Source organism: Ruegeria sp. YTSC003, from assembly GCF_059609785.1.
Map to the genome: position 1 here is coordinate 88,451 of NZ_JBXWMK010000006.1, position 25,915 is coordinate 114,365.

30 protein-coding genes are annotated in these 25,915 nt (G+C 58.7%); 16 read left to right on the forward strand and 14 right to left on the reverse strand.

What is annotated here, in order from left to right:
- Position 1: 1 nt before the first annotated feature.
- Together greA and AC2FFH_RS12805 are read right to left on the reverse strand one after the other, a co-directional pair.
- A complete protein-coding gene (greA, locus tag AC2FFH_RS12800) occupies positions 2-472 on the reverse strand; it encodes a transcription elongation factor GreA (RefSeq protein ID WP_496767595.1) in 471 nt (156 codons plus the stop codon).
- A gap of 241 nt (positions 473-713) precedes the next feature.
- Positions 714-1,094: a VOC family protein gene (locus AC2FFH_RS12805; RefSeq protein WP_282152501.1), complete on the reverse strand. Its 381-nt coding sequence runs from the start codon at positions 1,092-1,094 to the stop codon at positions 714-716.
- Positions 1,095-1,182: 88 nt separating this feature from the next.
- Between AC2FFH_RS12805 and soxR the strand changes: the two genes are divergently transcribed.
- The 4 genes from soxR (at position 1,183) to AC2FFH_RS12825 (ending at position 6,048) form a co-directional block, all read left to right on the forward strand.
- Positions 1,183-1,638: a redox-sensitive transcriptional activator SoxR gene (gene soxR / locus AC2FFH_RS12810; protein WP_496767593.1), complete on the forward strand. Its 456-nt coding sequence runs from the start codon at positions 1,183-1,185 to the stop codon at positions 1,636-1,638.
- A gap of 135 nt (positions 1,639-1,773) precedes the next feature.
- On the forward strand, positions 1,774-3,420 hold the full coding sequence (locus AC2FFH_RS12815; RefSeq protein WP_282152499.1) for an electron transfer flavoprotein-ubiquinone oxidoreductase: 1,647 nt from the start codon (positions 1,774-1,776) through the stop codon (positions 3,418-3,420).
- 104 nt (positions 3,421-3,524) lie between these two features.
- Positions 3,525-5,237, forward strand: a complete 1,713-nt coding sequence (locus AC2FFH_RS12820; RefSeq protein ID WP_496844535.1) for a tetratricopeptide repeat protein — start codon at positions 3,525-3,527, stop codon at positions 5,235-5,237.
- A complete protein-coding gene (locus AC2FFH_RS12825; protein ID WP_496738886.1) occupies positions 5,227-6,048 on the forward strand; it encodes a 4-(cytidine 5'-diphospho)-2-C-methyl-D-erythritol kinase in 822 nt (273 codons plus the stop codon). The genes AC2FFH_RS12820 and AC2FFH_RS12825 overlap by 11 nt, the downstream gene beginning before the upstream one ends.
- Here the strand turns inward: AC2FFH_RS12825 and AC2FFH_RS12830 are convergent.
- On the reverse strand, positions 6,041-7,039 hold the full coding sequence (locus AC2FFH_RS12830; RefSeq protein ID WP_496844537.1) for a polyprenyl synthetase family protein: 999 nt from the start codon (positions 7,037-7,039) through the stop codon (positions 6,041-6,043). The two genes, AC2FFH_RS12825 and AC2FFH_RS12830, sit on opposite strands and share 8 nt — an antisense overlap.
- Before the next feature lie 56 nt (positions 7,040-7,095).
- Here AC2FFH_RS12830 and AC2FFH_RS12835 point away from each other — a divergent pair, with 56 nt between their 5' ends.
- The 3 genes from AC2FFH_RS12835 to AC2FFH_RS12845 all read left to right on the forward strand — a co-directional run bounded on the left by AC2FFH_RS12835 (position 7,096) and on the right by AC2FFH_RS12845 (position 8,367).
- Positions 7,096-7,311, forward strand: coding sequence for a putative signal transducing protein (locus tag AC2FFH_RS12835; RefSeq protein WP_037316655.1), 216 nt, complete (start codon positions 7,096-7,098; stop codon positions 7,309-7,311).
- Positions 7,308-8,081 (forward strand): tRNA1(Val) (adenine(37)-N6)-methyltransferase, encoded by a 774-nt coding sequence (locus AC2FFH_RS12840; protein WP_496844538.1) that lies wholly within the window; start codon positions 7,308-7,310, stop codon positions 8,079-8,081. The genes AC2FFH_RS12835 and AC2FFH_RS12840 overlap by 4 nt, the downstream gene beginning before the upstream one ends.
- 121 nt (positions 8,082-8,202) lie before the next feature.
- A complete protein-coding gene (locus AC2FFH_RS12845) occupies positions 8,203-8,367 on the forward strand; it encodes a YdcH family protein (protein WP_282152494.1) in 165 nt (54 codons plus the stop codon).
- Here AC2FFH_RS12845 and yddG read toward each other — a convergent pair.
- The 10 genes from yddG to AC2FFH_RS12895 all read right to left on the reverse strand — a co-directional run bounded on the left by yddG (position 8,364) and on the right by AC2FFH_RS12895 (position 16,366).
- A complete protein-coding gene (yddG, locus tag AC2FFH_RS12850) occupies positions 8,364-9,230 on the reverse strand; it encodes an aromatic amino acid exporter YddG (RefSeq protein WP_496844539.1) in 867 nt (288 codons plus the stop codon). The two genes, AC2FFH_RS12845 and yddG, sit on opposite strands and share 4 nt — an antisense overlap.
- Positions 9,227-10,174, reverse strand: coding sequence for a transcriptional regulator GcvA (locus AC2FFH_RS12855; protein WP_496844540.1), 948 nt, complete (start codon positions 10,172-10,174; stop codon positions 9,227-9,229). Before AC2FFH_RS12855 ends, yddG begins: the two co-directional genes overlap by 4 nt.
- A 303-nt stretch (positions 10,175-10,477) precedes the next feature.
- Positions 10,478-11,200 (reverse strand): acetoacetyl-CoA reductase, encoded by a 723-nt coding sequence (gene phbB, locus AC2FFH_RS12860; RefSeq protein WP_109312925.1) that lies wholly within the window; start codon positions 11,198-11,200, stop codon positions 10,478-10,480.
- A 187-nt stretch (positions 11,201-11,387) separates the two neighbouring features.
- Positions 11,388-12,563 (reverse strand): acetyl-CoA C-acetyltransferase, encoded by a 1,176-nt coding sequence (locus AC2FFH_RS12865; protein ID WP_496767575.1) that lies wholly within the window; start codon positions 12,561-12,563, stop codon positions 11,388-11,390.
- Between the two features lie 183 nt (positions 12,564-12,746).
- Positions 12,747-13,580, reverse strand: a complete 834-nt coding sequence (locus AC2FFH_RS12870; protein WP_496767573.1) for an EAL domain-containing protein — start codon at positions 13,578-13,580, stop codon at positions 12,747-12,749.
- Between the two features lie 103 nt (positions 13,581-13,683).
- On the reverse strand, positions 13,684-13,872 hold the full coding sequence (locus tag AC2FFH_RS12875) for a hypothetical protein (RefSeq protein ID WP_113792041.1): 189 nt from the start codon (positions 13,870-13,872) through the stop codon (positions 13,684-13,686).
- 90 nt (positions 13,873-13,962) lie between these two features.
- Positions 13,963-14,934, reverse strand: coding sequence for a sterol desaturase family protein (locus AC2FFH_RS12880; protein ID WP_058278810.1), 972 nt, complete (start codon positions 14,932-14,934; stop codon positions 13,963-13,965).
- Positions 14,931-15,317, reverse strand: coding sequence for a hypothetical protein (locus AC2FFH_RS12885; protein ID WP_496756477.1), 387 nt, complete (start codon positions 15,315-15,317; stop codon positions 14,931-14,933). The genes AC2FFH_RS12880 and AC2FFH_RS12885 overlap by 4 nt, the downstream gene beginning before the upstream one ends.
- 60 nt (positions 15,318-15,377) lie before the next feature.
- Positions 15,378-15,707: a hypothetical protein gene (locus AC2FFH_RS12890; RefSeq protein WP_496767571.1), complete on the reverse strand. Its 330-nt coding sequence runs from the start codon at positions 15,705-15,707 to the stop codon at positions 15,378-15,380.
- A gap of 92 nt (positions 15,708-15,799) precedes the next feature.
- Positions 15,800-16,366, reverse strand: a complete 567-nt coding sequence (locus AC2FFH_RS12895) for a TlpA disulfide reductase family protein (RefSeq protein ID WP_058273552.1) — start codon at positions 16,364-16,366, stop codon at positions 15,800-15,802.
- Positions 16,367-16,387: 21 nt separating this feature from the next.
- Here AC2FFH_RS12895 and argH point away from each other — a divergent pair, with 21 nt between their 5' ends.
- The 5 genes from argH to AC2FFH_RS12920 all read left to right on the forward strand — a co-directional run bounded on the left by argH (position 16,388) and on the right by AC2FFH_RS12920 (position 22,092).
- A complete protein-coding gene (gene argH, locus AC2FFH_RS12900) occupies positions 16,388-17,776 on the forward strand; it encodes an argininosuccinate lyase (RefSeq protein WP_496725810.1) in 1,389 nt (462 codons plus the stop codon).
- Positions 17,776-17,958: an argininosuccinate lyase gene (locus AC2FFH_RS12905; protein WP_496725811.1), complete on the forward strand. Its 183-nt coding sequence runs from the start codon at positions 17,776-17,778 to the stop codon at positions 17,956-17,958. Before argH ends, AC2FFH_RS12905 begins: the two co-directional genes overlap by 1 nt.
- An 82-nt stretch (positions 17,959-18,040) precedes the next feature.
- Positions 18,041-18,190, forward strand: a complete 150-nt coding sequence (locus AC2FFH_RS12910; RefSeq protein WP_186437433.1) for a hypothetical protein — start codon at positions 18,041-18,043, stop codon at positions 18,188-18,190.
- Positions 18,191-18,243: 53 nt separating this feature from the next.
- Positions 18,244-19,509, forward strand: coding sequence for a diaminopimelate decarboxylase (gene lysA, locus AC2FFH_RS12915; RefSeq protein ID WP_496844542.1), 1,266 nt, complete (start codon positions 18,244-18,246; stop codon positions 19,507-19,509).
- Positions 19,510-19,545: 36 nt separating this feature from the next.
- On the forward strand, positions 19,546-22,092 hold the full coding sequence (locus AC2FFH_RS12920) for a TIGR02302 family protein (protein WP_496844543.1): 2,547 nt from the start codon (positions 19,546-19,548) through the stop codon (positions 22,090-22,092).
- A 6-nt stretch (positions 22,093-22,098) separates the two neighbouring features.
- Here the strand turns inward: AC2FFH_RS12920 and AC2FFH_RS12925 are convergent, their stop codons facing one another.
- Positions 22,099-22,818, reverse strand: a complete 720-nt coding sequence (locus AC2FFH_RS12925; protein ID WP_496844545.1) for a zinc-ribbon domain-containing protein — start codon at positions 22,816-22,818, stop codon at positions 22,099-22,101.
- Between the two features lie 184 nt (positions 22,819-23,002).
- Here AC2FFH_RS12925 and AC2FFH_RS12930 point away from each other — a divergent pair, with 184 nt between their 5' ends.
- From AC2FFH_RS12930 to AC2FFH_RS12945, 4 genes are read left to right on the forward strand one after another with little or no spacing between them, the layout of a single operon-like run.
- A complete protein-coding gene (locus AC2FFH_RS12930; protein ID WP_496725816.1) occupies positions 23,003-23,680 on the forward strand; it encodes a cell division ATP-binding protein FtsE in 678 nt (225 codons plus the stop codon).
- Positions 23,677-24,576, forward strand: a complete 900-nt coding sequence (locus tag AC2FFH_RS12935; protein WP_496844546.1) for a cell division protein FtsX — start codon at positions 23,677-23,679, stop codon at positions 24,574-24,576. The genes AC2FFH_RS12930 and AC2FFH_RS12935 overlap by 4 nt, the downstream gene beginning before the upstream one ends.
- Positions 24,576-25,316: a lysophospholipid acyltransferase family protein gene (locus AC2FFH_RS12940; RefSeq protein ID WP_496844547.1), complete on the forward strand. Its 741-nt coding sequence runs from the start codon at positions 24,576-24,578 to the stop codon at positions 25,314-25,316. The genes AC2FFH_RS12935 and AC2FFH_RS12940 overlap by 1 nt, the downstream gene beginning before the upstream one ends.
- Complete coding sequence (locus AC2FFH_RS12945) at positions 25,303-25,908, forward strand: pyridoxamine 5'-phosphate oxidase family protein (protein ID WP_496778935.1); 606 nt, start codon at positions 25,303-25,305, stop codon at positions 25,906-25,908. Before AC2FFH_RS12940 ends, AC2FFH_RS12945 begins: the two co-directional genes overlap by 14 nt.
- The last annotated feature ends 7 nt before the right edge of the window (positions 25,909-25,915 follow it).

Below are 25,915 nucleotides of genomic sequence, written 5' to 3' on the forward strand. Positions count from 1 at the left end.
GTCAGGCATACTCGATACTTAGAACTTCATAGGACCGCACACCGCCGGGGGTGCGTACTTCGACACTGTCGCCTTCTTCCTTGCCGATCAATGCCCGCGCGATGGGGGATTTGATATTCAGCAGGCCTTTTTCAATGTTGGCTTCGTATTCGCCAACAATCTGCCAGGTCTTTTCCTCGTCAGTGTCTTCATCCACCAGGGTGACCTTTGCGCCAAATTTGATCGCGCCGTTCAGTTTGGCGGGGTCGATCACATCGGCCAGCGACAGAATGCCTTCCAGCTCTTTGATGCGCCCTTCGATGAAGCCCTGCTTTTCGCGGGCCGAATGATACTCGGCGTTTTCCTTCAGGTCGCCCAGCTCGCGCGCTGTGGCAATAGCTTCGATGATCGCCGGGCGCTCGACCGATTTGAGGTTCTTCAGCTCCGCCGCGAGAGCGGCATTGCCCGTAGGCGTCATTGGAATCTTTTCCATGTTCTTGTCGTCCACGCATAAATTGTTTCGCCCCGCCGCATGAGACAAGCGTCGGGGCGAATTGATGGGTCGTCGAATACCTGACCCAAATGAGGCGTGAATTGCAAGGGGGCTTGGTCGCGCAACGCGCGGATTACGGCCTATGGTGATCGGGAAAAGCCTGAATCGCCAATACCCTGCCGCGCTTCGCGCCCTCCGGGCATTGACGATGAAGATTCTATCAGGTGCTTCCCAGAACACCTTAATCGTAGCTAATCACTTCGAATTCGATGTCATTGTCGTCATTGAAATAGAACCGCCGACCCGGTTCGTAATCAGCATGGGACTTCGGCGTGAAGCCGGCGTCGATCACCTTTTTCTCGATCGCGTCGATGTCTTCGACCAGAACACCCACATGGTTCAGCCCGCCGACGATGTCATAGCTGCTTTCCCCGGACGGTTGTGGATCGCTGGGCGCGTAAAGCGCCAGATAGGTGTGCTTGGAGCCCACGTGGACCGTGTAGCCGCCTGCAATTGCCGGGCCTTCCCAGCGTGTTTTCCAACCAAATACCTTGTGCATCCACGCAGCCGAAGCTTGCGGGTCGCGAACGGTGAAATTGGTGTGTTCAAGTGTCGCCATCATGGGATCTCCTTCGTGTTTTGAGGCTTGTCCCGACTCACCATAATTCCTAAACCTAACTTTAGATCAAGAGATTTTTCAGGAGGATGTGATGGCAGCTTCGGAAGGGTTGGCAATTGGCGCGTTGGCCCGGCGCACAGGCTTGGCCGTTTCGGCGATCCGGTACTATGAGGCGCAAGGTCTGATATCACCCTGGCGCAATGCGGGCGGGCAGCGGCGATATCAGCGTGCAGACATCAGACGGCTGAGTTTTGTGATGATTGCACAGCAGTTCGGTTTGACTCTGCCCGAGATTCGCGAGGTACTGTCTGGCCTGCCCGGAAACCGCACGCCAACACCGAAGGATTGGCAGGACATCAGCAAAGGGCTGAGGGCCCATCTGGACCAGCGAATCGATACCCTGACGCGTTTGCGCGACAATTTGGATGGCTGCATCGGCTGCGGGTGTCTCAGCCTGCCGAAATGCGCCCTCTACAACCCGGATGACCGCGCAAAATCCCATGGTAGCGGTCCCAGGTACCTGATGGGAGACTCACCCGAGGCATAACTGCCGCATTGCAGCAAAGTTACGCCGTGTTTTGATTGACCAAGGTGTTTGCGACCATGTAATCAGCCGAGAAACAAAATTGCGCAGAGCATGCAGTGAAAGCGCCAATTCGGAAAGTTAGCTAGGGAGCCCGCGATGGCCGAGATTGAACGCGAAGCGATGGAATACGACGTGGTGATCGTGGGCGCAGGCCCCGCGGGCCTGTCGGCGGCCATCCGTCTGAAACAGCTGGATGCCGACCTGAACGTCGTGGTTCTGGAAAAGGGCTCGGAAGTGGGCGCGCATATCCTGTCGGGCGCGGTTCTAGACCCTTGCGGGCTGGACGCACTGATCCCGGACTGGAAAGAAAAAGGCGCGCCGCTGAACGTGCCGGTGCATGAAGACAACTTCTACATGCTGGGCGAGGCGGGCAAGATTCGCATTCCCAACTTCCCAATGCCGCCGCTGATGAACAACCACGGCAACTACATTGTTTCGATGGGCAATGTCTGCCGCTGGATGGCTGAACAGGCGGAAGAGCTGGGCGTGGAAATCTTCCCCGGCATGGCGTGTTCGGAACTGGTTTATGGTGACAATGGCGAAGTCAAAGGCGTCGTCGCCGGTGTCTTCGGCCTAGAGCCTGATGGATCATACGGGCCGCAGACCGAGCCGGGTATGGAACTGCATGGCAAGTACGTCTTCCTGTCGGAAGGTGTGCGCGGTTCGCTGTCCAAGGAAGTCATCGCCAAGTATGACCTCTCTGCTGGCAAAGAGGTGCAGAAATACGGCGTGGGCATGAAAGAGATCTGGGAGATCGACCCGGCCAAGCACAAGGAAGGCTCGGTCACGCACACCATGGGTTGGCCGCTGGGCAGCAACGCGGGCGGAGGGTCATTCATCTACCACCTTGAAAACAATCAGGTCTATGTCGGTTTCGTGGTTCACCTGAACTACAAGAACCCGCATCTGTATCCGTACATGGAATTTCAGCGCTTCAAGCATCACCCGATGGTGGCCGAGCTGCTGAAAGGCGGCAAGCGCGTTGCTTACGGTGCCCGTGCGATCACCGAGGGTGGTTATCAGTCTATGCCCAAGCTGGTTGCGCCGGGCGTGGCTCTGTTGGGCTGTTCCGCAGGCATGGTCAACGTGCCGCGCATTAAGGGCAACCACAACGCGATGTTGTCGGGCAAAGCGGCGGCTGAAGCGGCGTTTGACGCCATCAAGGCCGAGCGTTCAGGTGATGAACTGACCGCCTATGAAACCGACGTGCGCGAAGGTGCAATCGGCGCAGACCTGAAGAAGGTGCGCAACGTCAAGCCGCTGTGGTCGAAATACGGCCTGACCGCCAGCCTGATGCTGGGCGGCATGGACATGTGGACCAACACGCTGGGCTTTTCGCTACTGGGCACGCTGGGTCACGGCAAGAACGATGCTGAATCGACCGAAGAGGCCAGCAAGCACAAGCCCATCGATTATCCAAAGCCCGATGGCAAGCTGTCCTTTGACCGTCTGACCAACGTGTCCTTTGCGATGACCAACCATGAGGAAAGCCAGCCTTGCCACCTGAAGCTGGCCGATCCGGAAATCCCGGTCAAAGTAAACATGCCCAAGTACGATGAACCGGCGCAGCGTTATTGCCCTGCAGGCGTGTACGAGATGGTCGAGGACGAAGATGGCGCACGATTCGTCATCAACTTCCAGAACTGCGTCCACTGCAAAACCTGCGACATCAAGGATCCCAGCCAGAACATCACCTGGACCACGCCGCAGGGCGGGGATGGACCGAACTATCCCAACATGTAAGCGAAAACATGGGCAATGGCGGGGTCGTGAAGGCTCTGCCATTGCCTCTTTCCGGTCAAAGCCCTAGCTTGTTGTCCAGTCAACGATAGCAAGGCAGGATTTTGGTGGCTTCCCTCGTTCGTCGCGCGGCATTTGCCGCGCTGTTAACCTCGTCATTTGCATTCCCGGCGCTGTCGGATTCTGGCTCTGGGTCGTATCTGGCTGGACGTCAGGCGATTTATCAAAGCGACTATATTTCCGCCGAGAAATATTATGCGCAGGCCCTGCGCGCCGACCCTGAAAATGGCAAACTTCTGGAAAACGTCGTCGTAGCGCGTCTTGCATTGGGTGAGATCGAGCGCGCGCTGCCGGTAGCGCAGTCAATTGAGGCGCTCGAACTGCCAAGTCAGGCGGCAAAGATGGTCATCATGGCCAACCTGATCGACGACGGAAAGCTGGATGAACTGCTTGCTCGTGATCCTGAAACCCAAGGCGTTGGGCCATTAGTAGATGGTTTGGTTCTGGGTTGGGTCTATGTGGCGCAGGGTGCCATGACCAAAGCGATGGAAAAGTTCGACGAGGTCGGCACCCAGGAGGGGCTTCTGGAATTCGCGCTTTACCACAAGGCGTTGGCGCTGGCGTCGATTGGTGACTTCGAAGGGGCCGAAGAGATTTTTGCGGCAAACAACGGAGCGGTGTCGCGGTTCTCGCGCCGCTCGGCCTTGGCCCGGACCGAAGTTCTGTCGCAGCTGGACCGCAACGAAGACGCCCTGCAATATCTGAAAGACGTTTTCGCGGCGGGTAGCGACCCATCCATCGAAGGTTACGTGGCGCGTTTGAAGGCGGGTGAAACGTTGCCGTTTACGCACATACAGTCGGCGCAGGACGGTATGGCTGAAGTGTTCTTTTCTGTAGGTGCCGCGCTCAGTAGCGAGGCGTCCCAGGACTATGTACTTCTCTATGCCCGAATTGCTGCGTTCCTGCGCCCGGACCACGTGGACGCAATCCTTCTAAGTGCCGAATTGCTGGATGCACTGGAACAATATGACCTGGCTGTCGAAGCCTATCGCATGGTGCCGTCGACCAGCAGCGATTACCACGCGGCCGAGTTGGGCCGGGCCGAAGTTCTGAGCCGTTCGGGAAAAACGGATGCAGCAGCCGAAGTTCTCCAGAACCTCGCGGCGCAAAGCCCCAGCCTGCCCAGTGTGCATGTGGCCCTGGCTGATCTGCAAAGGCGGCAAGAAAACTATGTTGATGCGGTTGGGACCTATGACACTGCTATCGAACTGACCGAGCAGGGTGTCAGCGGCAACTGGTTTCTATATTACGCCCGCGGTATTTCACATGAGCGTCTCAAGCACTGGGAAGCGGCTGAGGCCGATTTCCGTCGCGCGTTGGAACTGAACCCCGATCAGCCACAGGTTCTCAACTATTTGGGCTACTCGCTGGTCGAACGGCAGGAAAAGCTGGATGAAGCACTGAACATGATCGAACGCGCTGTCGCGGCGCGCCCCGACAGCGGCTATATTGTCGACAGTCTGGGATGGGTCTTGTTCCGATTGGGCCGCTACGACGAAGCTGTCGCTCATATGGAGCGTGCGGTCGAACTGATGCCGGTTGATCCTGTGGTGAATGATCATCTGGGTGATGTCTATTGGGCCGTGGGCCGCGCGCGCGAAGCTGAATTTCAGTGGAAGCGTGCTCTGTCCTTTGTTGATCCCGACGACACGGATGGTGAGGCCGACCCCGAGCGCATTCGTCGCAAGATTGAGGTGGGCTTGGACGCGGTCTTGGCCGAAGAAGGCGCCGACCCCCTGAAAGTCGCCAATGGCAACTAAGGCCTTCGCGCCCGCCAAGATCAACCTGACCCTGCATGTAACTGGCCGCCGTGACGGCGGGTATCACCTGTTGGATTCTCTAGTGGCTTTTGCGAATGTCGGTGACACGCTGGAATTCACGCCGGGGCCAGAGCTGTCGATGTCAGTCGCCGGTGAACACGCCAAGGGCGTCCCGGCGGACGACAGAAATCTGGTCTGGAAAGCTGCCGTCGCCGCTGGATGGACAGGGCATATCAACCTAAACAAAGTGCTGCCCCATGGTGGCGGCATTGGCGGAGGATCGTCCGATGCCGCGGCGACACTGCGCATGATCGCAGATCAGGGTGTGGCTATCCCCAGCGAAACTGCCCTGACCCTTGGTGCGGATGTGCCGGTTTGCATGGTTGCCAGCGCCACCCGGATGCGGGGCATCGGCGAGCGGTTGCAGCCGGTCTCATTGCCGCAATTGCCCGCGCTTTTGGTCAATCCTGGTGTCGAAGTCCCAACTGGCGCCGTATTCTCTGCCTTGCAGAACCGCGACAACCCGCCAATGCCCGATGATATCCCCGTCTTTGAAACGCCCAAGGCATGCGCGGATTGGGTGCAGGAACAACGCAATGACTTGGAGCCACCGACAAAGGGCATCGCACCCGAGGTTGCCCGGGTGCTGGATGATCTGTCGGATACGAAAGATGTTCTGCTGGCTCGGATGTCAGGTTCGGGTTCGACCTGTTTTGCGCTCTACCCGACGATGAAAGCCGCCCATTTCGCAGCCTACGAGATTGGCGCGGCGCACCCCGATTGGTGGTGCCGCGCCACGCAGCTTAATTGAGGCGCGAAACCACGTAGTCGGCCAGATCGCGCAGCAGCGACCGGATCTCGTGATCCGGCAGTGCATCCAGCGCAGATTTGGCTTTGGCGGCCCACCCAAACGCATCCGACCGTGTGGCGTCCAGCGTGCCGTATTTGTTCATCAGGCACAGCGCATGGTCCAGATCGCCGTCTTCCTGACGGCCTCGACCAATTGTACGCTCCCAAAAGGCGTGCTCCTCCGGGGTGGCCTGTGCGATGGCTTTGATGACCGGCAAGGTCAGTTTGCGCTCGCGGAAGTCGTCGCCGACATTCTTGCCGGTTGCCTTGCTGTCACCCTGATAATCCAACAGGTCATCGGCAATTTGGAACGCAATTCCCAGCGCATCGCCGTATTCGTATAGCGCCTTGACCTGATCCTCAGCCGCGCCAGCAATCACGCCGCCTACCTCGGTTGCAGCGGAGAACAGCGCGGCGGTCTTACCGCGCACGACCTGCAAATAGATTGCCTCGGTAGTGCCCAGATCGGTGGCAGCGGTCATCTGCAACACTTCGCCCTCGGCGATGGTGGCAGAGGCATTGGCCAGAATGTCCAGCACCCGCAGCGATCCGGTCTCAACCATCAGCTGGAAACTGCGGGAAAACAGGTAATCGCCGACCAGAACGCTGGATTTGTTGTCCCACAACAGGTTCGCTGTGGGACGGCCACGCCGCTGGGCGCTTTCATCAACGACATCGTCGTGCAACAGGGTCGCGGTATGAATAAATTCGACTGTCGCGGCCAGGCGCACGTGATGATCTCCCGGGTAGTCAAACATCCGGGCCGCCGCCAGCGTCAGCATTGGGCGCAGACGCTTGCCGCCTGCTTCAACCAGATGCGCTGTCACTTCGGGGATGCGCGGTGCGTGCTCCGAGGCCATGCGCGTACGGATCAACTGGTTTACGGCGTCCATTTCGCCGTCCAGAATCTCTGCCAGTCGCTCATGCGGTTTCGAGATCGTGTCGATGTTCATCACTCTCCTGATACAAGGCTCGACTTCCGCCTTGCCTTGCCCTTACATCCATCCCCATGAAAGAACTTTTGCGCAGCACCGATCCGACGATTCTGGCCTTTGCTTCTGCCCTTCTTGAGGGCGAGGATATAGACTGCTTTCAGATGGACGTAAATATGAGCATCCTCGAAGGAGGCATAGGAATCTTTCCGCGCCGCCTGATGGTGCGAGCCGACGACCTGACCCGCGCAGAACGAGTAATGCGTGACAACGAAATCCCGCTGGGCAGATGAACCTGTTTTCCGATAGTGAATTGACCAAAAATGACTTTCTGGGCGGGCGTGTGCGTTTGTGTCAGCCACGCGCAGGGTATCGTGCAGGTGTTGACCCGGTTCTGCTGGCAGCGGCGGTCCCGGCGACACGTGGTCACACTGTGCTGGAATTGGGCTGCGGCGCGGGTGCCGCGATCCTGTGCCTGCTGGCCCGTGTGCCGGGTCTGCAGGCCGTTGGGGTCGAGTTACAGGCAAGCTATGCAGAATTGGCACGCCGAAACGCCGCGGAAAATGGCGCGCCGCTAGAGGTAGTCGAGGCCGATATCAGTGCATTGCCAGCTACGCTCAAACAGCGGCAATTCGATCATGTACTCGCAAACCCGCCTTATTACCGCGCTGGCGCGCATAGCCCGGCCGATGACACCGGGCGTAGTATTGCGTTGGGCGAGCAAACGCCTTTGGAGACATGGATTGACTGCGCGGCCAAGCGCCTCGCGCCTCGTGGGTACTTGCATATGATCCAGAAAGCCAACCGTCTTCCCGACATATTGATGGCATGCGAAGGGCGGTTGGGATCGGCGGAAATCCTGCCACTGGCCGCCAGAGCCGGTCGCAAGGCAGAATTGGTAATTTTACGGGCCAGAAAGGGTGGGCGCGCCGATTTTCAGCTGCGTGCGCCAGTCGTATTACACGATGGGGATCGGCACGAACGTGATGGGGAAAGCTATACGCCAAAGGTCTCAGACGTATTGCGCAAAGGGGCCTCGCTGCCGGGGTTTTCTGATCAATAGGCATTAACCAGCCGAATTTGTCGGATTTATTACAGATTCTGTGCGTCTGCGGCGTGACAGGCTGGAAACGATGTGGTCAACTTCTTACGTGAACCTGAGACACCAACGAAGGAGTATCGCCATGAGCGTGAGCGCACATCTGACCGAACTGAAGAAAAAGCACGAAAACCTCGGTCTTGAAGTTGAACAAGCCCAACGCGCGCCAGGCATCGATGATCTCCATATTGCTCAACTCAAAAAACAAAAACTAAGGCTAAAAGAAGAGATCGAACGCCTGTCAGCCTAGGTTTTCATACTCGCCCGCGCGGCAATGGCCGCGCCGCCAGTAATCAAAAGGGCCGCGATCGCCAGACCCCAGGTCGGGGCGGCGATCCCGGCCACAACCAAAGCTAGCGTAGACAACAAGGGTGCCGCGTACGACGCCGTCCCCAAGAGTTGTATGTCGCCTTGCTTGACCCCAATATCCCAGACATAGAACGCCAACCCCACCGGCCCCAGACCTAGGGCGATCACTGACGCCCAGCCAAAGGCACTGTCAGGCCAGACGGTATCTTCGACAGCTAGGTGCAGCGCGGCGGACGCGATGGCAGTCGCAATGCAGAAAACGGCGACAGAGCTGGTTGGTGTATCGCCCAGCCGACGCGACAGGACCGAGTATCCAGACCATGTCAGCGCGCATAAAAAGGCCAACGCGTAGCCTGGCAGGTGGTCGGTCTGAAACCCGGTGCTGCCACCCCTGGCAATGATCACGGCGGCCCCTGCGAACCCAAGGCACGCGCCGAACAAATGTCCGATGCGCAGGTGTTCGCCCGGTAAAAGTCCGGAAAACAGCACAATGAGCAATGGCCAGAGATATGCGATCAAACCAGCCTCGGCCGCCGGAGCTATGCGCAGGGCCGAGAAATATAGCGCGTGATAGCCGAACAACCCGATGGTGCCGAACAGATAGGTGGTCCACGGCACGTCCCGCAATTGCCGCAACCCACCGCTGCGCCAAGTCCAGATCAGACCAAGTGTTCCACCAATAGAAAAGCAGATTGCATTCAGCAATAATGGCGGCGTGGGGGATGACCCGACTGTGAACAAGGCGAGCAGCGACCACAGCAAGACGGCGGCAAACCCGATGGCTGTAGCGCGCGATTTGGTCATGGGCTTTGAACTTCTTCTACCGGAATAATGTTGAATTCGTCCGAGATATGCGCGGTCTTTTCAATTTCGGCCATGAACCAGTCGCGGAAAGCGGCGATCTGGGGTCTGTCTTCTGCACCTGGCAAGCACAGAAACCGAAACCGGCCTTGTGTTTCGATAGCCGTCTTGAAAGGGGCAACAAGACGCCCCTCGGTAAGGTCCTTCAAGATCATAGCCCGGCGACCCAGTACCACGCCCACGCCCGCAACCGCAGCATCAATTGCGTGGTCTGCGTTCGAAAAATGCGCCCCATGCGTTGGGGCATAATCCACTCCGACCGCGCGAAACCAGGTCGGCCAATCGCTGGGCGGTTGCAGGAACGCAATCGAATCGTCGAAGATCAATGGTGCATACCGCAGGCTGTCGGGGGTGGGGAATTGCTCGGCCAGATCTGGTGTCATCACCGGGGTCAGCCATTCCTTGCGAACTTGTAGGGAATACAGCCCTTCATCGCCACCATAACCAAACCGAATGGCGACATCCACGTCATCACGTTCAAGGTCCATGATCCGCAATGTTGCCGAGAACTTGAGATCAATTTCGGGATGCGCCCTTGCAAATTCATACAGGCGCGGTGCCAGCCACTTGGCTGTCAGCGCCGGGCCTGCTGTCACGGTCAGCGAGGTATCGTTGCCCTGTCGGCGCGCAGCTTGCCACGCCGTCTGCAATGCGGCGAATCCATCGGCCGCGCCGGGGGCAAGGGCGCGTCCGGCCTCGGTCAGCTCAACAGCGCGGTTCAAGCGGTGAAACAAGGGCCGGCCCAGATGTTCCTCCAGTGATTTTATCTGGAAAGACAGGGCTGCCGGGGTCACGCGCAACTCCTCTGCGGCTTTGGCAAAGGACATGTGGCGTGCTGCGGCGTCAAAGGCGCGCAGGGCGGTTAGCGGGGGAAGATAGTCGCTCATAAATACACAAGAAAATCTTAACTGAAACCCAAAGAAAGCTCGTTTGCCGTCTTGATTTATATGGCGCATATTGGGTTCAAGTCAAACGCAGCTGAACTGAAAGGAAGACTGCCATGATCGAAATGACGACCAACCCCGCAGCTGCCCGCGCCTTTCAGCGGGCCCATGCTGAACGTGGCAAGATGATCAAACACGCACTTATGTGGCTATTCGGTTCCCGCTGAGCGCAGCGCGCGCGTTCTTACGGGATAAATAAGGGCCGGTCCGAAATGGACCGGCCCGTTGTCTTTTCTACGCTTCAGATCAGACGAAGAATTGCGCACCGTTGGCCGAGATGGTCGAGCCATTGATGAACTGAGAATCGTCGGATGCCAGGAACGCCACGCAGCGCGCGATTTCTTCGGGCTCACCCAGGCGACCTGCTGGGATCTGGCCGATAATGGATTCGCGGACTTTTTCGGGAACAGCCATCACCATCTCGGTTGCGATATAGCCGGGGCAGATCGCGTTGGCGGTAATGCCTGCACGCGCGCCTTCTTGCGCCAGCGATTTCACGATACCCAGATCGCCTGCTTTAGTCGCGGCATAGTTCACCTGAGCGAACTGGCCCTTCTGACCATTGATCGAGCTGATGACGATGACACGACCGAACTTACGCTCGCGCATGCCGTTCCAGACGGGGTGCACGGTGTTGAACACGCCGGTCAGGTTGGTGTCGATGACCTGGTGCCACTGTTCGGGGGTCATCTTGTGGAAGGGTGCGTCGCGAGTGATGCCCGCGTTTGCAACCACGATGTCGATCGCGCCAACCTCGGCTTCGACTTTTTCAATTCCGGCTTTGGATTCGTCATAATCAGCGACGTTCCACTTGTAGGTGGCGATGCCGGTCTCTTCGGTGAACTTCGCGGCGGCTTCGTCGTTCCCCGCATAGGTGGCTGCAACATTGTACCCTTCGGCCTTGAGCGCCTTGGAAATTGCTGCGCCGATGCCGCGGGAGCCGCCGGTAACGAGTGCTGTACGTGCCATTTAGGAATCCTCCAATTAAAGTCGTCTTGGTAATGCTGTTACTTTGAGAGGTGATCGTGCGCAATATTGTTTCGTCATGATTTTCTAAATTCCGCGTGGCAATATCGTCGCATCTTTGGGTTAAGGCCCCAATGTAACAAAAAAGGGCGCCCAAGGGACGCCCTTTTCTATTCGCTTGTCAAAGCACTTAGTCGCGCTCCACGCACAGGGCGACGCCCATGCCGCCGCCGATGCAGAGAGTGGCGAGACCTTTCTTCGCGTCGCGGCGTTTCATTTCGAAGAGCAGCGTGTTCAGAACGCGGCAGCCCGAAGCGCCGATCGGGTGACCGATGGCAATGGCGCCGCCGTTCACGTTCACGATCGACGGATCCCAGCCCATGTCCTTATTCACGGCGCAGGCCTGTGCGGCAAACGCTTCGTTCGCCTCGACCAGATCCAGATCGTCAACGGACCAGCCCGCTTTTTCCAGCGCTTTGCGCGAAGCGTAGATCGGGCCTACGCCCATGATCGACGGGTCCAGACCGGCGGTTGCATAGGATGCGATACGGCCCAGTGGCTCGATTCCGCGCTTTTCAGCATTTTCGGCGGACATTAGCAGGGTCGCCGCCGCGCCGTCATTCAGGCCGGATGCGTTTGCGGCCGTGACCGAACCGTCCTTGGTGAAGGCCGGGCGCAGCTTTGCCATCGCTTCCATGGTGGCGCCATGGCGAATGTACTCGTCAGCGTCCATCACGATGTCGCCCTTGCGGGTCTTGATGGTAAAGGGGGTGATTTCGTCGGCGAACTTGCCAGCCTTTTGCGCGGCTTCAGCCTTGTTCTGCGACGCGACGGCGAATTCGTCCTGCATGTCACGGCTGATCTGCCATTTCTCGGCGACGTTTTCAGCGGTCTGGCCCATGTGATAGCCATTGAAAGCATCCCACAGACCATCGCGGATCATCGTGTCGATGTACTTCATGTCGCCCATCTTTTGACCTGCACGCAGAGCGGCGGCGTGGGGCGAAAGGGTCATGTTTTCCTGACCACCGGCAGCCACGATATCAGCGTCGCCCAGTTGGATGTGCTGAGCACCCAAAGCAACGGCCCGCAGACCAGAGCCGCAAACCTGGTTGAGGCCCCATGCTGCGCTTTCCTGTGGCAGACCGGCGTTGATATGTGCCTGACGGGCGGGGTTCTGACCCTGAGCTGCCGTCAGCACCTGTCCCAGAATGGTTTCGCTGACTTCGCCCTTTTCCACGCCTGCGCGTTCTACTACGGCCTCCAGTACGGCGGCCCCAAGATCATGCGCTGGTGTGTTTGCAAACGAGCCGCCAAAGCTGCCCACTCCGGTACGCGCGGCGGATGCGATTACTACGTTGGTCATTTAGACAATCCTTTACCGTCAAGGTCCTGCGGGATATTCGACGGCGCGGATCGCACAAAGATAACTCTGTGGCAGTAAGAGCGCCTCATGTTCCCCGCTCCAACTCCACATGGCATAGCGCAACGCTGCAGTTGCAGCAACGGTCAGCTTGCCTCAGGTCGGGCGTGGACCGGATAAATCACTCTAACTGGCTGTATGTTTGCGCTTTTCCGCCTTCCACGGGGCGGAAACGGTAGGGGCGCCAAACAGGAACCCCTGCAGGCAGTCGACGCCGTTGGCGATAAGGAATTCGGCATCCTTCTGTGTTTCGACTGATTCGGCGGTCACCAGAATCTCGAATTCCCGCGCCACGGCGATCAAGGCCCGCACCAGCGCCTGATTGTCCGGATTTTCGCCGATTCCGTGGATGAATTGGCCGTCGATCTTGGCGGCATCAAAGAAAAACTCGCGAAAATTTCGAAAGCTGAAATTGCTTGCCCCAAAATCATCAAGCGCAAAGGCGATACCGCGCGGCTGCAGACGGTCCATGAAATCGATCACCAGCTCAGGCACCGTCATGGCCGAGCTTTCTGAGATTTCCAAAATCAGCCTTTCGCCGATATTGGCATCTTTCTTCAAAAACCGCTCCAGCACACGTGACCATCGCGCGTAACCGATCGATCGGGCTGACATGTTGATGGACAGGCGAATGTCGGGGTTTTTGGTCAGCGTCCGCAATCCCATTTCAAGCGCGACACAGTCCAGCTCGCGCCCGATTGGAGTGTTTTCCAGTTGTGGCATGAACTCGCGCGCGGGGATGACCCGACCGGTTTCGTCCAGCACTCTGATGAAGCCTTCGTAGAAGGCCACGTCATGCGGCCTGTTCGCCTGCATCACCGGTTGAAAGGCCAGTTTGCACTGTTTGTGCTTCACCGCTTCGGTCGCCATTTCAATCGTCGAGGCATCGCGGGATTTGACAGCCGCGTTCAAGGGGCTGTCCCCACCTTCGGGCAAATCTGCCAGTACCTTCTTCCGCATGTACAACCCGTTTCCTTTAGCGCCGCCGGTCTGGTGACGATTTCAGAGGAAAGGTATGAATCTGCGGTTAAGACAAACGCAATTGTTTAAGGTCAGGCTTGGGTTACCGTGTCGTTTCCCAGATGCGTCCCAGCGCTGCAAAGCCACCGACCAGCGCACCCATGAAGCCCAAAAGCATCATGCCAAAGCCCAACGCGACGATCCCCGTCGCACCTCCAGCCAACGCCGTCAACATAGCGAGCACCACTCCGGTAAGGCCCATAACGGTGGAAAGGGTTGTCAGTCTGGTCATGTTGCCTCCGGTTACTCGCACTGCACACATCGATTGGATATGGGACGCGAGGGCCGGATTTCAAGAATCAGGTCGGATAGGTCGGCGGCATCAGGCCTGTTTTGCCTGCGTATTGGGCTGTTTGGTGTCGAATTGTTCGAATCCTGGCGTTCCACGATCTTCCGGGTGGCGGTCCAGATGCTTGGCTTTAATCTGTTCGGAATTGTCCCGGCTGCCATCATGGCTGTAGCCGGGGGGGGCAAAGCAATACGCCAGTCGCTGACGCATCGTCAGGCCCGGTTGTGTCGCGTCGCGCCAAATTCCAACCCATTCGTGAAAGGCCACACGCAGTGGGTTGAAGGTGCCGATATTGTGAACCAGCCCATAGTCGACGCGGTCGTCTTCCTGTTCCGGCACGAAGGTCCCGAACAGCTTGTCCCAGATGATGAAAACGCCGGCATAGTTGCAGTCCAGGTAGCGTGCATTGCGACCATGATGGGCGCGGTGGTGGCTGGGCGTGTTCATCACCGCCTCAAACCAGCGGGGCATCTTGCCGATGGCTTCAGTATGAATCCAGAATTGGTAGATCAGGTTCAGACCACCGACGAACAACACCATCGCCGGATGGAAACCCAATAGGATCAAAGGCGCGCGAACCACCATCATGAAGGTAAACGTATAGGTCCATGTCTGACGCAGGGCGGTGGTCAGGTTGTAGTGTTGCGAGCTGTGGTGGTTCACGTGGCTGGCCCAGACCCAGCGAATGCGGTGACCAAAGCGGTGCACCCAGTAATAGCGGAAATCATCCAGCACAAAGCACAGAAGGATAACGGGGATAGAGGTGCCCAGGTTCAACGGCGTGATCTGCCACAGCCACATGAAGAATGCATAGGCGATAAACCCCAACAGAAAGCCGGATGCGATGTTGCCAGCTCCCATGATCAGCGATGTAACAGCGTCCCGCGTCTCATAGCGGCCGCCGCGTCCTTTGACGGCGATCCACAGAAACTCGGCCAGAATAGCAGCTATGAAAAAGGGGACGGCCCACTGCACGGCGTCCGGGAAAGTCACGTGGTCGGTCATGCGGGCTCCATCAGGTGCTGCCAGTGGCGGCGTTCGCGTTCGTCAAGGTGGATTATGGCTTTGGGCGTTCCGAAGTCGTGGAATTGAACCTGGAACCCTTGCGGGTGATCCAGCAGATCAAAGTCCAGCAGGTGCCGGGCAACGGTGTCTGCACCAAAAGACCACAGCAGACCATTTCCTGTTTCGGTTCGGATCAGGGCCGCGTGCCCGTCATGTGCAACGGTGACATCGATGATCGAATCATCCGGCGCATGACGCAGCCATTCTGACCACGCCAATTCGGGCGATAGCACGCGCAATCGGGATCTGCCTGTCAGGTGCAGCAACAGGGTTATCCCGGCGATGCCTCCGACCACCAGAACCAATAGAATTTCAAGCGGCATTCCGTCCTCCTGCGCGGCAGAGTGCAAAGCGGCAGGCAGGCTGTCAAAGGTGGCGTCGCGTCAGCTATGTTCCAGACTGTCCAGAACCTCATACTGGACAACTCGCTGGACAAACGGCACCAATCCGTCCGACCCCGAGGCGCGATCCTTTAGGTGGATACAGATATCGGGCCTGCGCGCCGCGATGATTCCCACCATCTCGCCGCGTATCCTGTCATCGAGACCGGCACCCATGATCGCGCAGGCGATGCGCGGCTCTTCGTCCAGCTGCCGTTTGACTTCTTCCTGATCATGCGCGCCAAGCCATTGGATCGGAAGGTGATCCAATTGACGCGCAACATCACCGATCACGTTGGGCAATTTTCCAATCAACAGAACTACCGGTTTCATCGTCGTCTCCCCTTCCTTCAGGTTGCAAACGAAAACCGGCCCATCTGGGCCGGTTTCAGCATAACACAAAACGTTCAGGAAGGCCTGATGCTTCAGCTGTTGCCCTCGACAAGGGTTGAAACGATGGCCTTGGCGCTGTCCGAATTCCACTCGGCATCTCCGATCAGGCGGGCAATCTCGTTGCCGTCGGGGTCGAGAATGACAGTGATTGGCAGGGCGATCACGCCCATTTTGCGTGCAACTGCCGATTGGGGGTCCTGATGACGTGGCAGGTTGTCGATGCCGTTTTCCTCGAAAAACTTCTTGATCCCGGCTGGCGAGTTACGCCCTGTGGCCAGTGTCACGACCTCGAACTTGTCGCCGCCGAATTCTTCTTGCAGCTCGGCGATCTGGGGCATTTCCTTGCGGCACGGCGCACACCAAGTGGCCCAGAAGTTCAACAGAACATATTTGCCCTTGTAATCCGCAAGTGTCGCGGTGCCGCCGTCATCCTCAAGCTGAAATTCAACTGCTTCGACTGGCTTTGGCTCTTTGTGCAGGATCAGCCGTTTTAAGGAGTCCTCCCGGAGCGGTGCCAGAGTTTCGGCATCCGTGGCCAAAGCCGCGTTTGCACCCAACGCGAGGGCCATATAAAGGGGGATCAGACGAAATAGGCGCATATCAACTCCGGGTTTTCTTACATGACCGATCAATCTTCGAACCAGATGTGGGGCGGCCGCTTTGCCGCCGGTCCAGACGCGATCATGGAGGCGATCAATGCCTCGATCGGGTTCGATCAGCGGATGGCAGCCCAGGACATTGCAGGCTCGCGTGCCCATGCCGCCATGCTGGCTGCCACAGGTGTTATTACTGATAGTGATGCGCAGGCTATTCGGGAAGGGCTGCTCACCGTTTTGTCAGAAATCCAGAACGGAGAATTTCAGTTCTCGACCGCGCTGGAAGACATCCACATGAATGTCGAGGCGCGCCTGAAAGAGGTGATTGGCGAACCCGCAGGCCGTTTGCACACAGGCCGGTCGCGCAATGATCAGGTGGCGACCGATTTCAAACTATGGGTCCGCGATCAGTTTGATGCGGCTGAATCCGGCCTGCTGGCCCTGATCCGCGCGCTTTTGGCGCAGGCTGAGGCTGGTGCTGATTGGGTCATGCCCGGCTTTACCCATTTGCAGGTTGCGCAGCCCGTCACATGGGGCCATCACATGATGGCCTATGTCGAGATGTTTGGCCGCGACCTGTCCCGCGTTCGCGATGCCCGCGCCCGGATGAACGAATCCCCCTTGGGTGCAGCCGCGCTGGCTGGAACGTCCTTCCCCATCGATCGTCAGATGACGGCTGAGGCGCTGGGCTTTGACCGCCCCGCCGCCAACTCACTGGATGCGGTCAGCGACCGTGATTTCGCGCTCGAGTTCCTGTCGACCGCCTCAATCTGCGCTGTGCACCTGTCGCGCTTTGCCGAAGAGCTGGTCATCTGGTCTTCGGCTCAGTTCCGGTTTGTTACGCTGTCCGATCGGTTCTCGACCGGTTCGTCAATCATGCCGCAGAAAAAGAACCCTGATGCCGCAGAACTGATCCGTGCCAAAGTGGGTCGGATTTACGGCGCCAATACTGCGCTGATGATGGTTATGAAGGGATTGCCGCTGGCGTATTCCAAGGACATGCAGGAAGACAAGGAACAGGTCTTTGATGCCGCAGACAACTGGATGCTTGCTCTGGCCGCGATGGAAGGCATGGTCAAGGACATGACGGCCAACCGCGAAAGCCTTGCTGCCGCCGCAGGGTCTGGTTTTTCGACTGCGACCGATCTGGCCGATTGGCTGGTCCGTGTGCTGGGTCTGCCGTTCCGCGACGCGCACCACGTTACCGGATCGCTGGTCGCCATGGCGGAAAGCAAGGGTTGTGACCTGCCTGATCTGACGCTGGAAGACATGCAATCGGTCCATGCGGACATCACCGACAATGTCTATTCTGTCCTTACCGTCGAAAATTCGGTAAACTCACGCCAGTCTTATGGTGGCACCGCGCCGGATCAGGTGCGTGCCCAGGTCAAGCGGTGGAAGGCGCTGGTGTGATGCGGATACTACGTGTGGTGCTTCTTATTTCGGCCGGGGCTCTTCTGGTCGGCTGCGGAGCGGACGGCGAACCCATCCAACCCACGATGAGCGCAAATATCGGTGTCGGCAGCAGCGGCACCTATGGCGGTGTCGGGGTCGGTCTGCGACGCGGCGGGCTCGGCGTTTTCCTGGGGCTGTAATCGTCGATAGCAATCTCGAATTACCGTGCCTAATTGAGCAGCATAGTGGCCGAGCGCCAAATTCAAAATAGAAGTCAAGACAATGAAAATCATCGGCCTGATCCTCTCGCTAGTCGTACTGGCGGCCTGCGACCCAACATATAAACCCCGCCCTGAGCCCGCAGAGACATCAACCGGGAACGGCATCAAGATCTCGGGCTATGGCCGGGTCGGTGTTTCCACATCGAACTGATCTTGCGCGGAATCCATTGATCCGCGTGGCCATTTTGGTCTAAGCGCGCAGTCATGGATCACTTTCTCTACCGCGACGGCGCGCTATACGCCGAGGATGTCCCGATTTCCGAAATCGCAGCTGCGGTCGGAACACCGTTCTATGTGTACTCCACCGCGACGCTATTGCGGCATTTCCAACTGTTCGACGATGCGCTGGACGGCATGGATCATCTGGTCTGCTATGCGATGAAGGCGGCCAGCAATCAGGCGATCCTGAAGACGCTGGCACAGGCCGGTGCGGGAATGGACGTGGTCTCGGGCGGGGAATACCTGCGTGCCAAGGCGGCGGGCGTGCCGGGCGACAAGATCGTGTTCTCGGGTGTTGGCAAGACCGCGGATGAGATTCGCGCTGCGCTGAGCGGCGGTATCCGCCAGTTCAATGTTGAATCCGAGCCTGAGATGGAAGTGATCAACGTCATCGCTTTGGAACTGGGCGTGGTTGCACCGATCACCGTTCGGGTGAATCCTGATGTTGACGCAAAAACCCACGCCAAAATCGCGACTGGCAAGTCTGAGAACAAGTTCGGCATCCCGATTGCCCGCGCATCTGAGGTTTATGCCCACGCAGCCAGCCTTCCTGGGCTGGAGGTGATCGGTATCGACGTCCACATCGGCTCGCAACTGACCGAGTTGGAGCCGTTCGAGCTGGCCTACACCAAGGTCGCCGAACTTACCGAAAAGCTGCGGTCTGAGGGTCACAACATCCGCCGTCTTGATCTGGGCGGAGGGTTGGGCATTCCATACACCCGCGCCAATGATGCACCGCCCTTGCCGATGGAATATGGCGCGTTGATCAAGAAAACGCTGGGCCATCTGGGCTGCGAGATTGAAATCGAACCTGGCCGCCTGATTGCGGGAAATGCCGGACTGATGGTCAGCAAGGTGATCTACGTGAAATCTGGCGAGGGCCGCGATTTTCTGATCCTCGACGGCGCGATGAACGACCTGATTCGCCCGGCGATGTACGAGGCGCATCACGATATTGTGGCTGTGCAGGAACCCGCTCCGGGCGTCGAACAGCAACCCTATGACATTGTTGGCCCGGTTTGCGAAAGCGGCGATACCTTTGCCAAGGAACGCAATATGCCGCCCCTTTCACCGGGCGATCTGGTCGCATTTCGCAGCGCCGGGGCCTATGGCGCTGTGATGTCCAGCGAATACAATACCCGACCTCTGATCCCCGAGGTTCTGGTGCACGGGGATCAATTTGCAGTTATTCGTGAACGGCCAAGCTTTGACGAAATCATAAACCGCGATACCATACCTGAGTGGCTTTGACGCGATAGGCGCGTGGGCCCGATCAGGAGGCCCGCCTTGCGCGCAAAACACAACCTGCCGATCCCAAGACTGTCCCTGTGGCTGACGCACGCGGGGATGGTGGCCGAGCAGTTTTTGCGCGCGTTTTGGCCGTTTTTCTCGGTTTTAATGGCGATTTTGGCGGCTTTGATGCTGGGTTTGCAGGACGAGGTCCGCGTTGAAATCGTCTGGGGCGTGGGCGCTGTCGCACTGTTGGGGCTGGCCGCTACGCTGTTTGTTGGTGCAAGGCGATTCCATTTCCCTTCACGTGCCGAAGCGCTGATGCGGCTGGATGCGGCGATGCCGGGGCGGCCTATCCAAGCTTTGATAGATGATCAGGCCATCGGCGCGATGGACGCGGATTCCGTCGCGTTGTGGCGCGCGCACCAGAATAGGATGGCGCGACGTGTTGCGCAGGCGGAACCTGTCAAACCCGATTTGCGGCTGGCAGATCGCGACCCCTATGCGCTGCGTTATTCGGCACTGCTTGCGCTGGTGATCGCAGCGATGTTCGGGTCGTTCTGGCGCATCGGCTCGGTGGCTGAGATGACGCCGGGCGCTGCCGTGGCAGGGCAAGGCCCCAGCTGGGAAGGCTGGGTTGAGCCGCCGCGTTACACCGGGCTACCGACGCTGTATCTGGCTGATCAATCCGATCCAACACTGTCTGTCCCGCAGGGCAGCCGGATCACTTTGCGCTTCTACGGGGAAATCGGCGCGCACAGTTTGACTGAAACCACCACGCCTTTGGGCACTGAGGCGGCCACCGAGCCGGAGCAGGATTTTGTCGTCGAACGCTCGGGCCAGTTCATAATCGACGGCCCATCGGGCCGCGACTGGGCGCTGAACGTCATTGCGGATACCCGCCCACAGGTGGCCGTGGCGGGTTCCGCCGAGTCCGAGGCCGGCGGTCAGATGAAACTGCCATTTGCTGCCAGCGATGATTATGGCGTGGTTTCCGGCTCGGCGGTGATCGAACTGGATCTGGCCTCGGTCGACCGCCGGTATGGTTTGACCTCTGCGCCTGAGCCGCGCGAGGTCATCAAGGTTGAACTGCCCATGCCGATCACCGGTGATCGGGCGGATTTCACCGAAGATCTTATCGAGGATTTTTCACAACACCCTTGGGCGCATTTGCCGGTAAAAGTAACCCTGATGGCCCGTGACGCGGCGGATCAAGTGGGGCAATCCGAGCCTTATGCGACTGCGCTGCCCGCGCGCCGGTTCTTTGACCCGCTGGCCGCCGCCGTGATCGAACAGCGCCGCGATCTGCTGTGGACGCGCGAAAACGCGACCCGGGTTTCGCAAATGCTGCGGGCGGTATCGCACTTGCCCGAAGAGCTTTTCCGGTCGGACACTGCCTATCTGCGCCTGCGCGTGATCCTGCGCCGTTTGGAGATGTTCAACGAGTACGGCCTGAAACCGGAACAGCAGGCAGAAATCGCCGAGGCGCTTTGGGAGCTAGGCGTTCTGATAGAAGACGGCACCCTTGCCGACGCGCTGGAACGCATGCGCCGCGCGCAGGAACGTCTGACTGAGGCGATGAAAAACGGTGCCACCGATGAAGAGATCGCCGAGTTGATGCAGGAACTGCGCGAGGCGACGCAGGACTACATGCGCCAATTGCAGCGTCTGGCACAGGAAAACGGCGAGTTCGACGAGAACCAGCAAGGTCAGGACGGTGAGTCCATGCAAATGACGCAGGACGACCTGCAGCGCATGATGGACCGCATTCAAGAGCTGATGGAACAGGGCCGTATGGCCGAAGCGCAGCAAGCGCTGGAAGAGTTCCAGCAGATGATGGAGAATATGCGCGTCACCCAGGGCCAGGGTCAGGGGCAACAGTCCGAAGGCCAGCAGGCGATGGAAGGATTGGCCGAAACTCTGCGCGAACAGCAAGGTCTGAGCGATCAAGCCTTCCGTGATCTGCAGGAACAGTTCAACCCCGGCGCGCAAGCCGGCGAAAGCCAGGGCAACGAAGGCCGCTCGGGTGGGCAGGGCCGGGGCCAGAGCCACGAAGGACAAGGCGGTCAGGGTCAGGGGACTGACGAACAGGGCAGCGGCAGCCAGCAAGGCCAGGGGTCACTTGCAGATCGCCAACAGGCCTTACGCGATGAGCTGAACCGGCAGCAGCAGGGATTGCCCGGCACCGGAACCCCCGAAGGTGACGCCGCGCGCGATGCGCTGGATCGTGCCGGGCGCGCGATGGAGGGCGCCGAAGAAGCCCTGCGCGGCGATGATCTGGCCGAAGCAATCGACCAACAGTCCGAAGCGATGGAGGCTCTGCGCGAGGGGATGCGATCTCTGGGCGAAGCACTGGCCCAAAACCAGCAGAACCAGCCGGGCCAAGGGTCGCAGGAAGGAGATATGCAAGCCGACAACCGTGACCCATTGGGACGCAGCCCGGGGGCCAATGGCACAATCTCGACCGATGAAAACCTGTTGCAGGGTGAAGATGTCTATCGTCGCGCCCGCGAATTGCTGGACGAAATCCGCCGCCGGACTGGGGAATCGGATCGCCCCCAGATCGAACTTGAATACCTCAAACGCCTGTTAGAGAGGTTCTGATCTAAGTCAGTTCTGAGAGGTGCCAGACCCGGTCTGTGCCTCAAGCCACAAACGCGCCTGATCCACCAGAGAGACATAGCTGTTGAGAACCGGATCAGCCTGCGGCACCGCTTCGGAAATCTTCTGAGAATTGCTGTAGATCAGCAACAGGATCACCCCGACAACCAGAATCAGCAGGAATCCGCGTCGGAACCCGCCAGACTTGCGGGGCGGGGGCATGTCCTCGTCCAGCTTTGGCAAGGGATCGTCGCTGCGCAGGCTGGAATTGATTGCCTCGACATCCGGCAGCGCGTCTTTCTGACCGAAATCCTTTGCGGTTTCTGTCGCGATCAGGTCCTTGGCGGCTTTTTCCACTTCGGGCGGCGCGTCGAGAGCCAAATCGGTCTGCGTCTCAAGGCTGTTGCCTTCGTGGGCGCGCAGGTCTGCTTCGCGGGCCGCTTCTTCCTTGAGGATGTTGGCAACCGCCGGGTCGACATTGCCGGTCGAGGAAGCTGCGGCAGGTTCGGGCTCTTCGACAGGTTTCGCGACAATCTCTGGCGTTTCCGCCTTTGCCGCGGGTTCGTCCGCGGGCGGTTCCGGCCTTACCGGTTCAGATGCAGTTTCGGGGTATTTGGCCTGAAACCAAGTCTTTTCGCAGTTGGAACACTGCACATCGCGGCCTTCCTCGGGAATGACCTCGTCTGGCACTTCGTACTGAGCACCACAATTCGGACAAGTAAGACGCATGCTGCCTCCCGGTCGGGGGGCCGACCTGATAATAGTTTTTTCAGGGATGTTATTCCGTTAAGACCTGACCGCAAAGGGTGTTTTCGGTTTCACACGGCAAGTGTCACCAATTCGACCCGGTGCAGGCATTGAAACCACAACCGCGCTCGGGCAAGAAGGGCGGCAACAATAATTGGGGGCCCTTGTGATCGAGCTGGAAAACGTCAGCTACACCTATGGTGATGGTGAGTTGCTGAGCGACGTATCGCTTCAGTTGCAGCCGGGGTCGTTCCATTTTCTGACCGGTCCGTCGGGTGCGGGCAAGACGACCTTGCTCAAGCTGTGTTATGGCGCGTTGCTGGCCACATCAGGACGGCTGAGCGCATTTGAGCAGGATATTGCACGCCTGGACCGAGATCAGATGGCGCTGCTGCGTCGCCGGATCGGGGTTGTGCATCAGGATTGCCGATTTCTGGACCATATGACCTTGGCTGAAAACGTCGCGTTACCATTGATGGTGTCCGGCAAAGGCGAGAATGCGCAGAAAGAGGACCTGCTGGAATTGCTGAACTGGGTCGGGCTGGGCACACGGCTCGATGCGCTTCCGCCGGAACTTTCCGGGGGTGAGCGTCAGCGCGCGGCATTGGCGCGGGCTGTCATCCTGTCACCGGACGTTGTGCTGGCAGATGAGCCGACCGGCAATGTGGATTGGGAAATGTCCCAGCGATTGCTGCGCCTGCTGGTCGAGTTGAACAAAATGGGCAAGACCGTGCTGATCGCAACCCATGACCTGAGCCTGATCCGCGCGGCCAAAAGCCAGGTTCAGGCCCGTGTCCTTCGGATATCGCAGCGCCAGATTCAATTGGCGGGGGCGGATCTATGAACAAGGGCACCATCCGCAGCATGCTGGTGCGCGACAAACGCGCAGATCGGGTTGTTCCACCATCCGGCTACACGGCGCAGCTGACACTGTTCGTTTCTGGCGCGATGGCCTTTCTGGCCGTTTTCGCGCTTGCCTTGTTGCTGGCATCTGGCCGGCTGGCCGACCGTTGGGCATCGGAACTAGCAGGGGCTGCCACTTTGCGTATAAACGCGCCCGCCGAACAGCTTTCCGCCCAGACCGAGGCCGCACTGACCGTGCTGGCCCAAACCCCAGGCGTTGCGTCGGCACGCGCTCTGACTGCCGAGGAACAGGTTGCGCTTTTGTCCCCGTGGTTCGGTCCTGATTTGCCACTTGATACGCTGCCTATTCCACAACTGATAGAAATCATCGAGGGCGAACCGGGTCTTGATACCGCTGGCTTGCGCTTGCGACTTGGTGCCGAAGTGCCCGGCGCCGTGCTGGACGACCATTCACGCTGGCGCGAGCCGCTGGTCGAGGCGGCAAACTCGCTGCGGCGATTGGGCTGGGTGTCTATCCTGCTGATTGGCGGCGCAACGGCGGCGATGATCACGCTGGCGGCCAATGCCTCATTGGCGGCCAATGCGCAGATCATCGAAGTCCTGCGTCTGGTCGGTGCCCGTGATCGTTTCATCGCCAGCGCATTTGTACGGCGGTTCACATATCGCGCTTTCTTCGGTGCGCTGGTCGGCGTGCTGTTCGGCATGACCGGTGTTCTGCTGTTGCCCGAAGCCTCAGTTGAAGGCGGGTTTCTGACCGGATTGGGTTTTCAGGGGGTTGGCTGGCTGTTGCCTGCGCTGATACCTCTGCTGGGGGCTGCGGTGGCGTTCTTGGCCACCTGGACAGCGGCCGTGCGCAAATTGAAGGAGCTTTCGTGATGGCTACAGCGGTCCAATGGGTGCGTTCTTTGATCTTCATGATCGTGATTTATGCGTGGATGCTGATCCTTGGAATCGTCTTCGCCCCTTACGCGTTGTTTGCAAAACGTGGGGCATTGCAGGCCTGTAAATCCTACGCGCGATCGACGATCTGGTTGGCAAGCTGGATGGTTGGCATCCGTTGTGAGGTTCGCGGAAACGTTCCAGTGGACGAGGTCGTAATTGGAGCCAAACACCAGTCCTTTCTCGACATCATCATGATTTTCAGCGCCATTCCGCACGGCAAGTTCATTATGAAAAGGGAACTGCTGTATACCCCGGTTATCGGTCTCTATGCCCGTCGCCTTGGGTGCATACCGGTTGATCGCGGCAGAAAGGGTGCTGCCGTCGCCAAGATGGTCAAAGACGTGGCTAAAGAGTTCTCTGAACCCGGGCAGCTTGTGATTTACCCGCAGGGCACACGCGTCGCACCGGGGGCGAAGAAACCTTACAAAGTTGGGACGGCAGTTCTGTATGAAGGACTGGGCTTTCCTTGTGTGCCGGTTGCGACGAATGCTGGTGTTTTCTGGCCGCGTACCGGGGTTATGCGCAAACCTGGTCTTGCAATCGTCGACTTTCTTGACCCGATCGAACCGGGTGTGGGGCGGGATCAATTTCTTGGACGTCTGGAAGACGTGATCGAAACACGATCCAATGCATTGATGCGAGAAGTGGGGTTTGAACCGGATGGAGTTCATTAAGGACATCGAATCGCTCGAGGCGCTCTACGGGACGCCGGGCGCGCCTGCAATGCGCAAAGTGGCCAGACAACTCACACCGCTTTATCGCAAGTGGATCATGGCGTCGCGCCTGTGCATCCTCAGCACCGTTGGGCCCGAGGGTGTCGATGGCAGCCCGCGAGGTGACGACGGCCCGGTTGTACTGGAACTTGATCCGCACACACTGGCGATGCCTGACTGGCGCGGAAATAACCGGCTGGACAGTCTGCGCAATATCGTGCGCGACCCGCGAGTGTCGTTGATGTTCATGGTGCCGGGGTCCAACAGTGTCGTGCGATTGAATGGCACGGCGCATGTGACAGCTGATGAAAATTTGCGCGCGCGGTTCGAAAAGCAGGGCAAAAGACCAGCAACAGTGATCGTTTTCGAAATCACTGAGATTTACACCCAATGCGCCCGCGCCTTGATGCGGGCCCGTACTTGGGTCAGCGGCGACGAGACTGCGCATGTGCCGACCGTCGGTGAAATCCTCGCCGAGGCGTCAGACGGCGACGAAGGCGGCACGCAATATGATCGCGAATGGGGTGCGCGCGCCGCAAAGACGATGTGGTGAACTGACC

Coding starts and splice junctions, on each gene's coding strand:
- greA (WP_496767595.1), bottom strand. CDS start 472: ATGGAAAAGATTCCAATGACGCCTACGGGCAATGCCGCTCTCGCGGCG.
- AC2FFH_RS12805 (WP_282152501.1), bottom strand. CDS start 1,094: ATGATGGCGACACTTGAACACACCAATTTCACCGTTCGCGACCCGCAA.
- soxR (WP_496767593.1), top strand. CDS start 1,183: ATGGCAGCTTCGGAAGGGTTGGCAATTGGCGCGTTGGCCCGGCGCACA.
- AC2FFH_RS12815 (WP_282152499.1), top strand. CDS start 1,774: ATGGCCGAGATTGAACGCGAAGCGATGGAATACGACGTGGTGATCGTG.
- AC2FFH_RS12825 (WP_496738886.1), top strand. CDS start 5,227: ATGGCAACTAAGGCCTTCGCGCCCGCCAAGATCAACCTGACCCTGCAT.
- AC2FFH_RS12830 (WP_496844537.1), bottom strand. CDS start 7,039: ATGAACATCGACACGATCTCGAAACCGCATGAGCGACTGGCAGAGATT.
- AC2FFH_RS12835 (WP_037316655.1), top strand. CDS start 7,096: ATGAAAGAACTTTTGCGCAGCACCGATCCGACGATTCTGGCCTTTGCT.
- AC2FFH_RS12840 (WP_496844538.1), top strand. CDS start 7,308: ATGAACCTGTTTTCCGATAGTGAATTGACCAAAAATGACTTTCTGGGC.
- AC2FFH_RS12845 (WP_282152494.1), top strand. CDS start 8,203: ATGAGCGTGAGCGCACATCTGACCGAACTGAAGAAAAAGCACGAAAAC.
- yddG (WP_496844539.1), bottom strand. CDS start 9,230: ATGACCAAATCGCGCGCTACAGCCATCGGGTTTGCCGCCGTCTTGCTG.
- AC2FFH_RS12855 (WP_496844540.1), bottom strand. CDS start 10,174: ATGAGCGACTATCTTCCCCCGCTAACCGCCCTGCGCGCCTTTGACGCC.
- phbB (WP_109312925.1), bottom strand. CDS start 11,200: ATGGCACGTACAGCACTCGTTACCGGCGGCTCCCGCGGCATCGGCGCA.
- AC2FFH_RS12865 (WP_496767575.1), bottom strand. CDS start 12,563: ATGACCAACGTAGTAATCGCATCCGCCGCGCGTACCGGAGTGGGCAGC.
- AC2FFH_RS12870 (WP_496767573.1), bottom strand. CDS start 13,580: ATGCGGAAGAAGGTACTGGCAGATTTGCCCGAAGGTGGGGACAGCCCC.
- AC2FFH_RS12875 (WP_113792041.1), bottom strand. CDS start 13,872: ATGACCAGACTGACAACCCTTTCCACCGTTATGGGCCTTACCGGAGTG.
- AC2FFH_RS12880 (WP_058278810.1), bottom strand. CDS start 14,934: ATGACCGACCACGTGACTTTCCCGGACGCCGTGCAGTGGGCCGTCCCC.
- AC2FFH_RS12885 (WP_496756477.1), bottom strand. CDS start 15,317: ATGCCGCTTGAAATTCTATTGGTTCTGGTGGTCGGAGGCATCGCCGGG.
- AC2FFH_RS12890 (WP_496767571.1), bottom strand. CDS start 15,707: ATGAAACCGGTAGTTCTGTTGATTGGAAAATTGCCCAACGTGATCGGT.
- AC2FFH_RS12895 (WP_058273552.1), bottom strand. CDS start 16,366: ATGCGCCTATTTCGTCTGATCCCCCTTTATATGGCCCTCGCGTTGGGT.
- argH (WP_496725810.1), top strand. CDS start 16,388: ATGACCGATCAATCTTCGAACCAGATGTGGGGCGGCCGCTTTGCCGCC.
- AC2FFH_RS12905 (WP_496725811.1), top strand. CDS start 17,776: ATGCGGATACTACGTGTGGTGCTTCTTATTTCGGCCGGGGCTCTTCTG.
- AC2FFH_RS12910 (WP_186437433.1), top strand. CDS start 18,041: ATGAAAATCATCGGCCTGATCCTCTCGCTAGTCGTACTGGCGGCCTGC.
- lysA (WP_496844542.1), top strand. CDS start 18,244: ATGGATCACTTTCTCTACCGCGACGGCGCGCTATACGCCGAGGATGTC.
- AC2FFH_RS12925 (WP_496844545.1), bottom strand. CDS start 22,818: ATGCGTCTTACTTGTCCGAATTGTGGTGCTCAGTACGAAGTGCCAGAC.
- AC2FFH_RS12935 (WP_496844546.1), top strand. CDS start 23,677: ATGAACAAGGGCACCATCCGCAGCATGCTGGTGCGCGACAAACGCGCA.
- AC2FFH_RS12940 (WP_496844547.1), top strand. CDS start 24,576: ATGGCTACAGCGGTCCAATGGGTGCGTTCTTTGATCTTCATGATCGTG.
- AC2FFH_RS12945 (WP_496778935.1), top strand. CDS start 25,303: ATGGAGTTCATTAAGGACATCGAATCGCTCGAGGCGCTCTACGGGACG.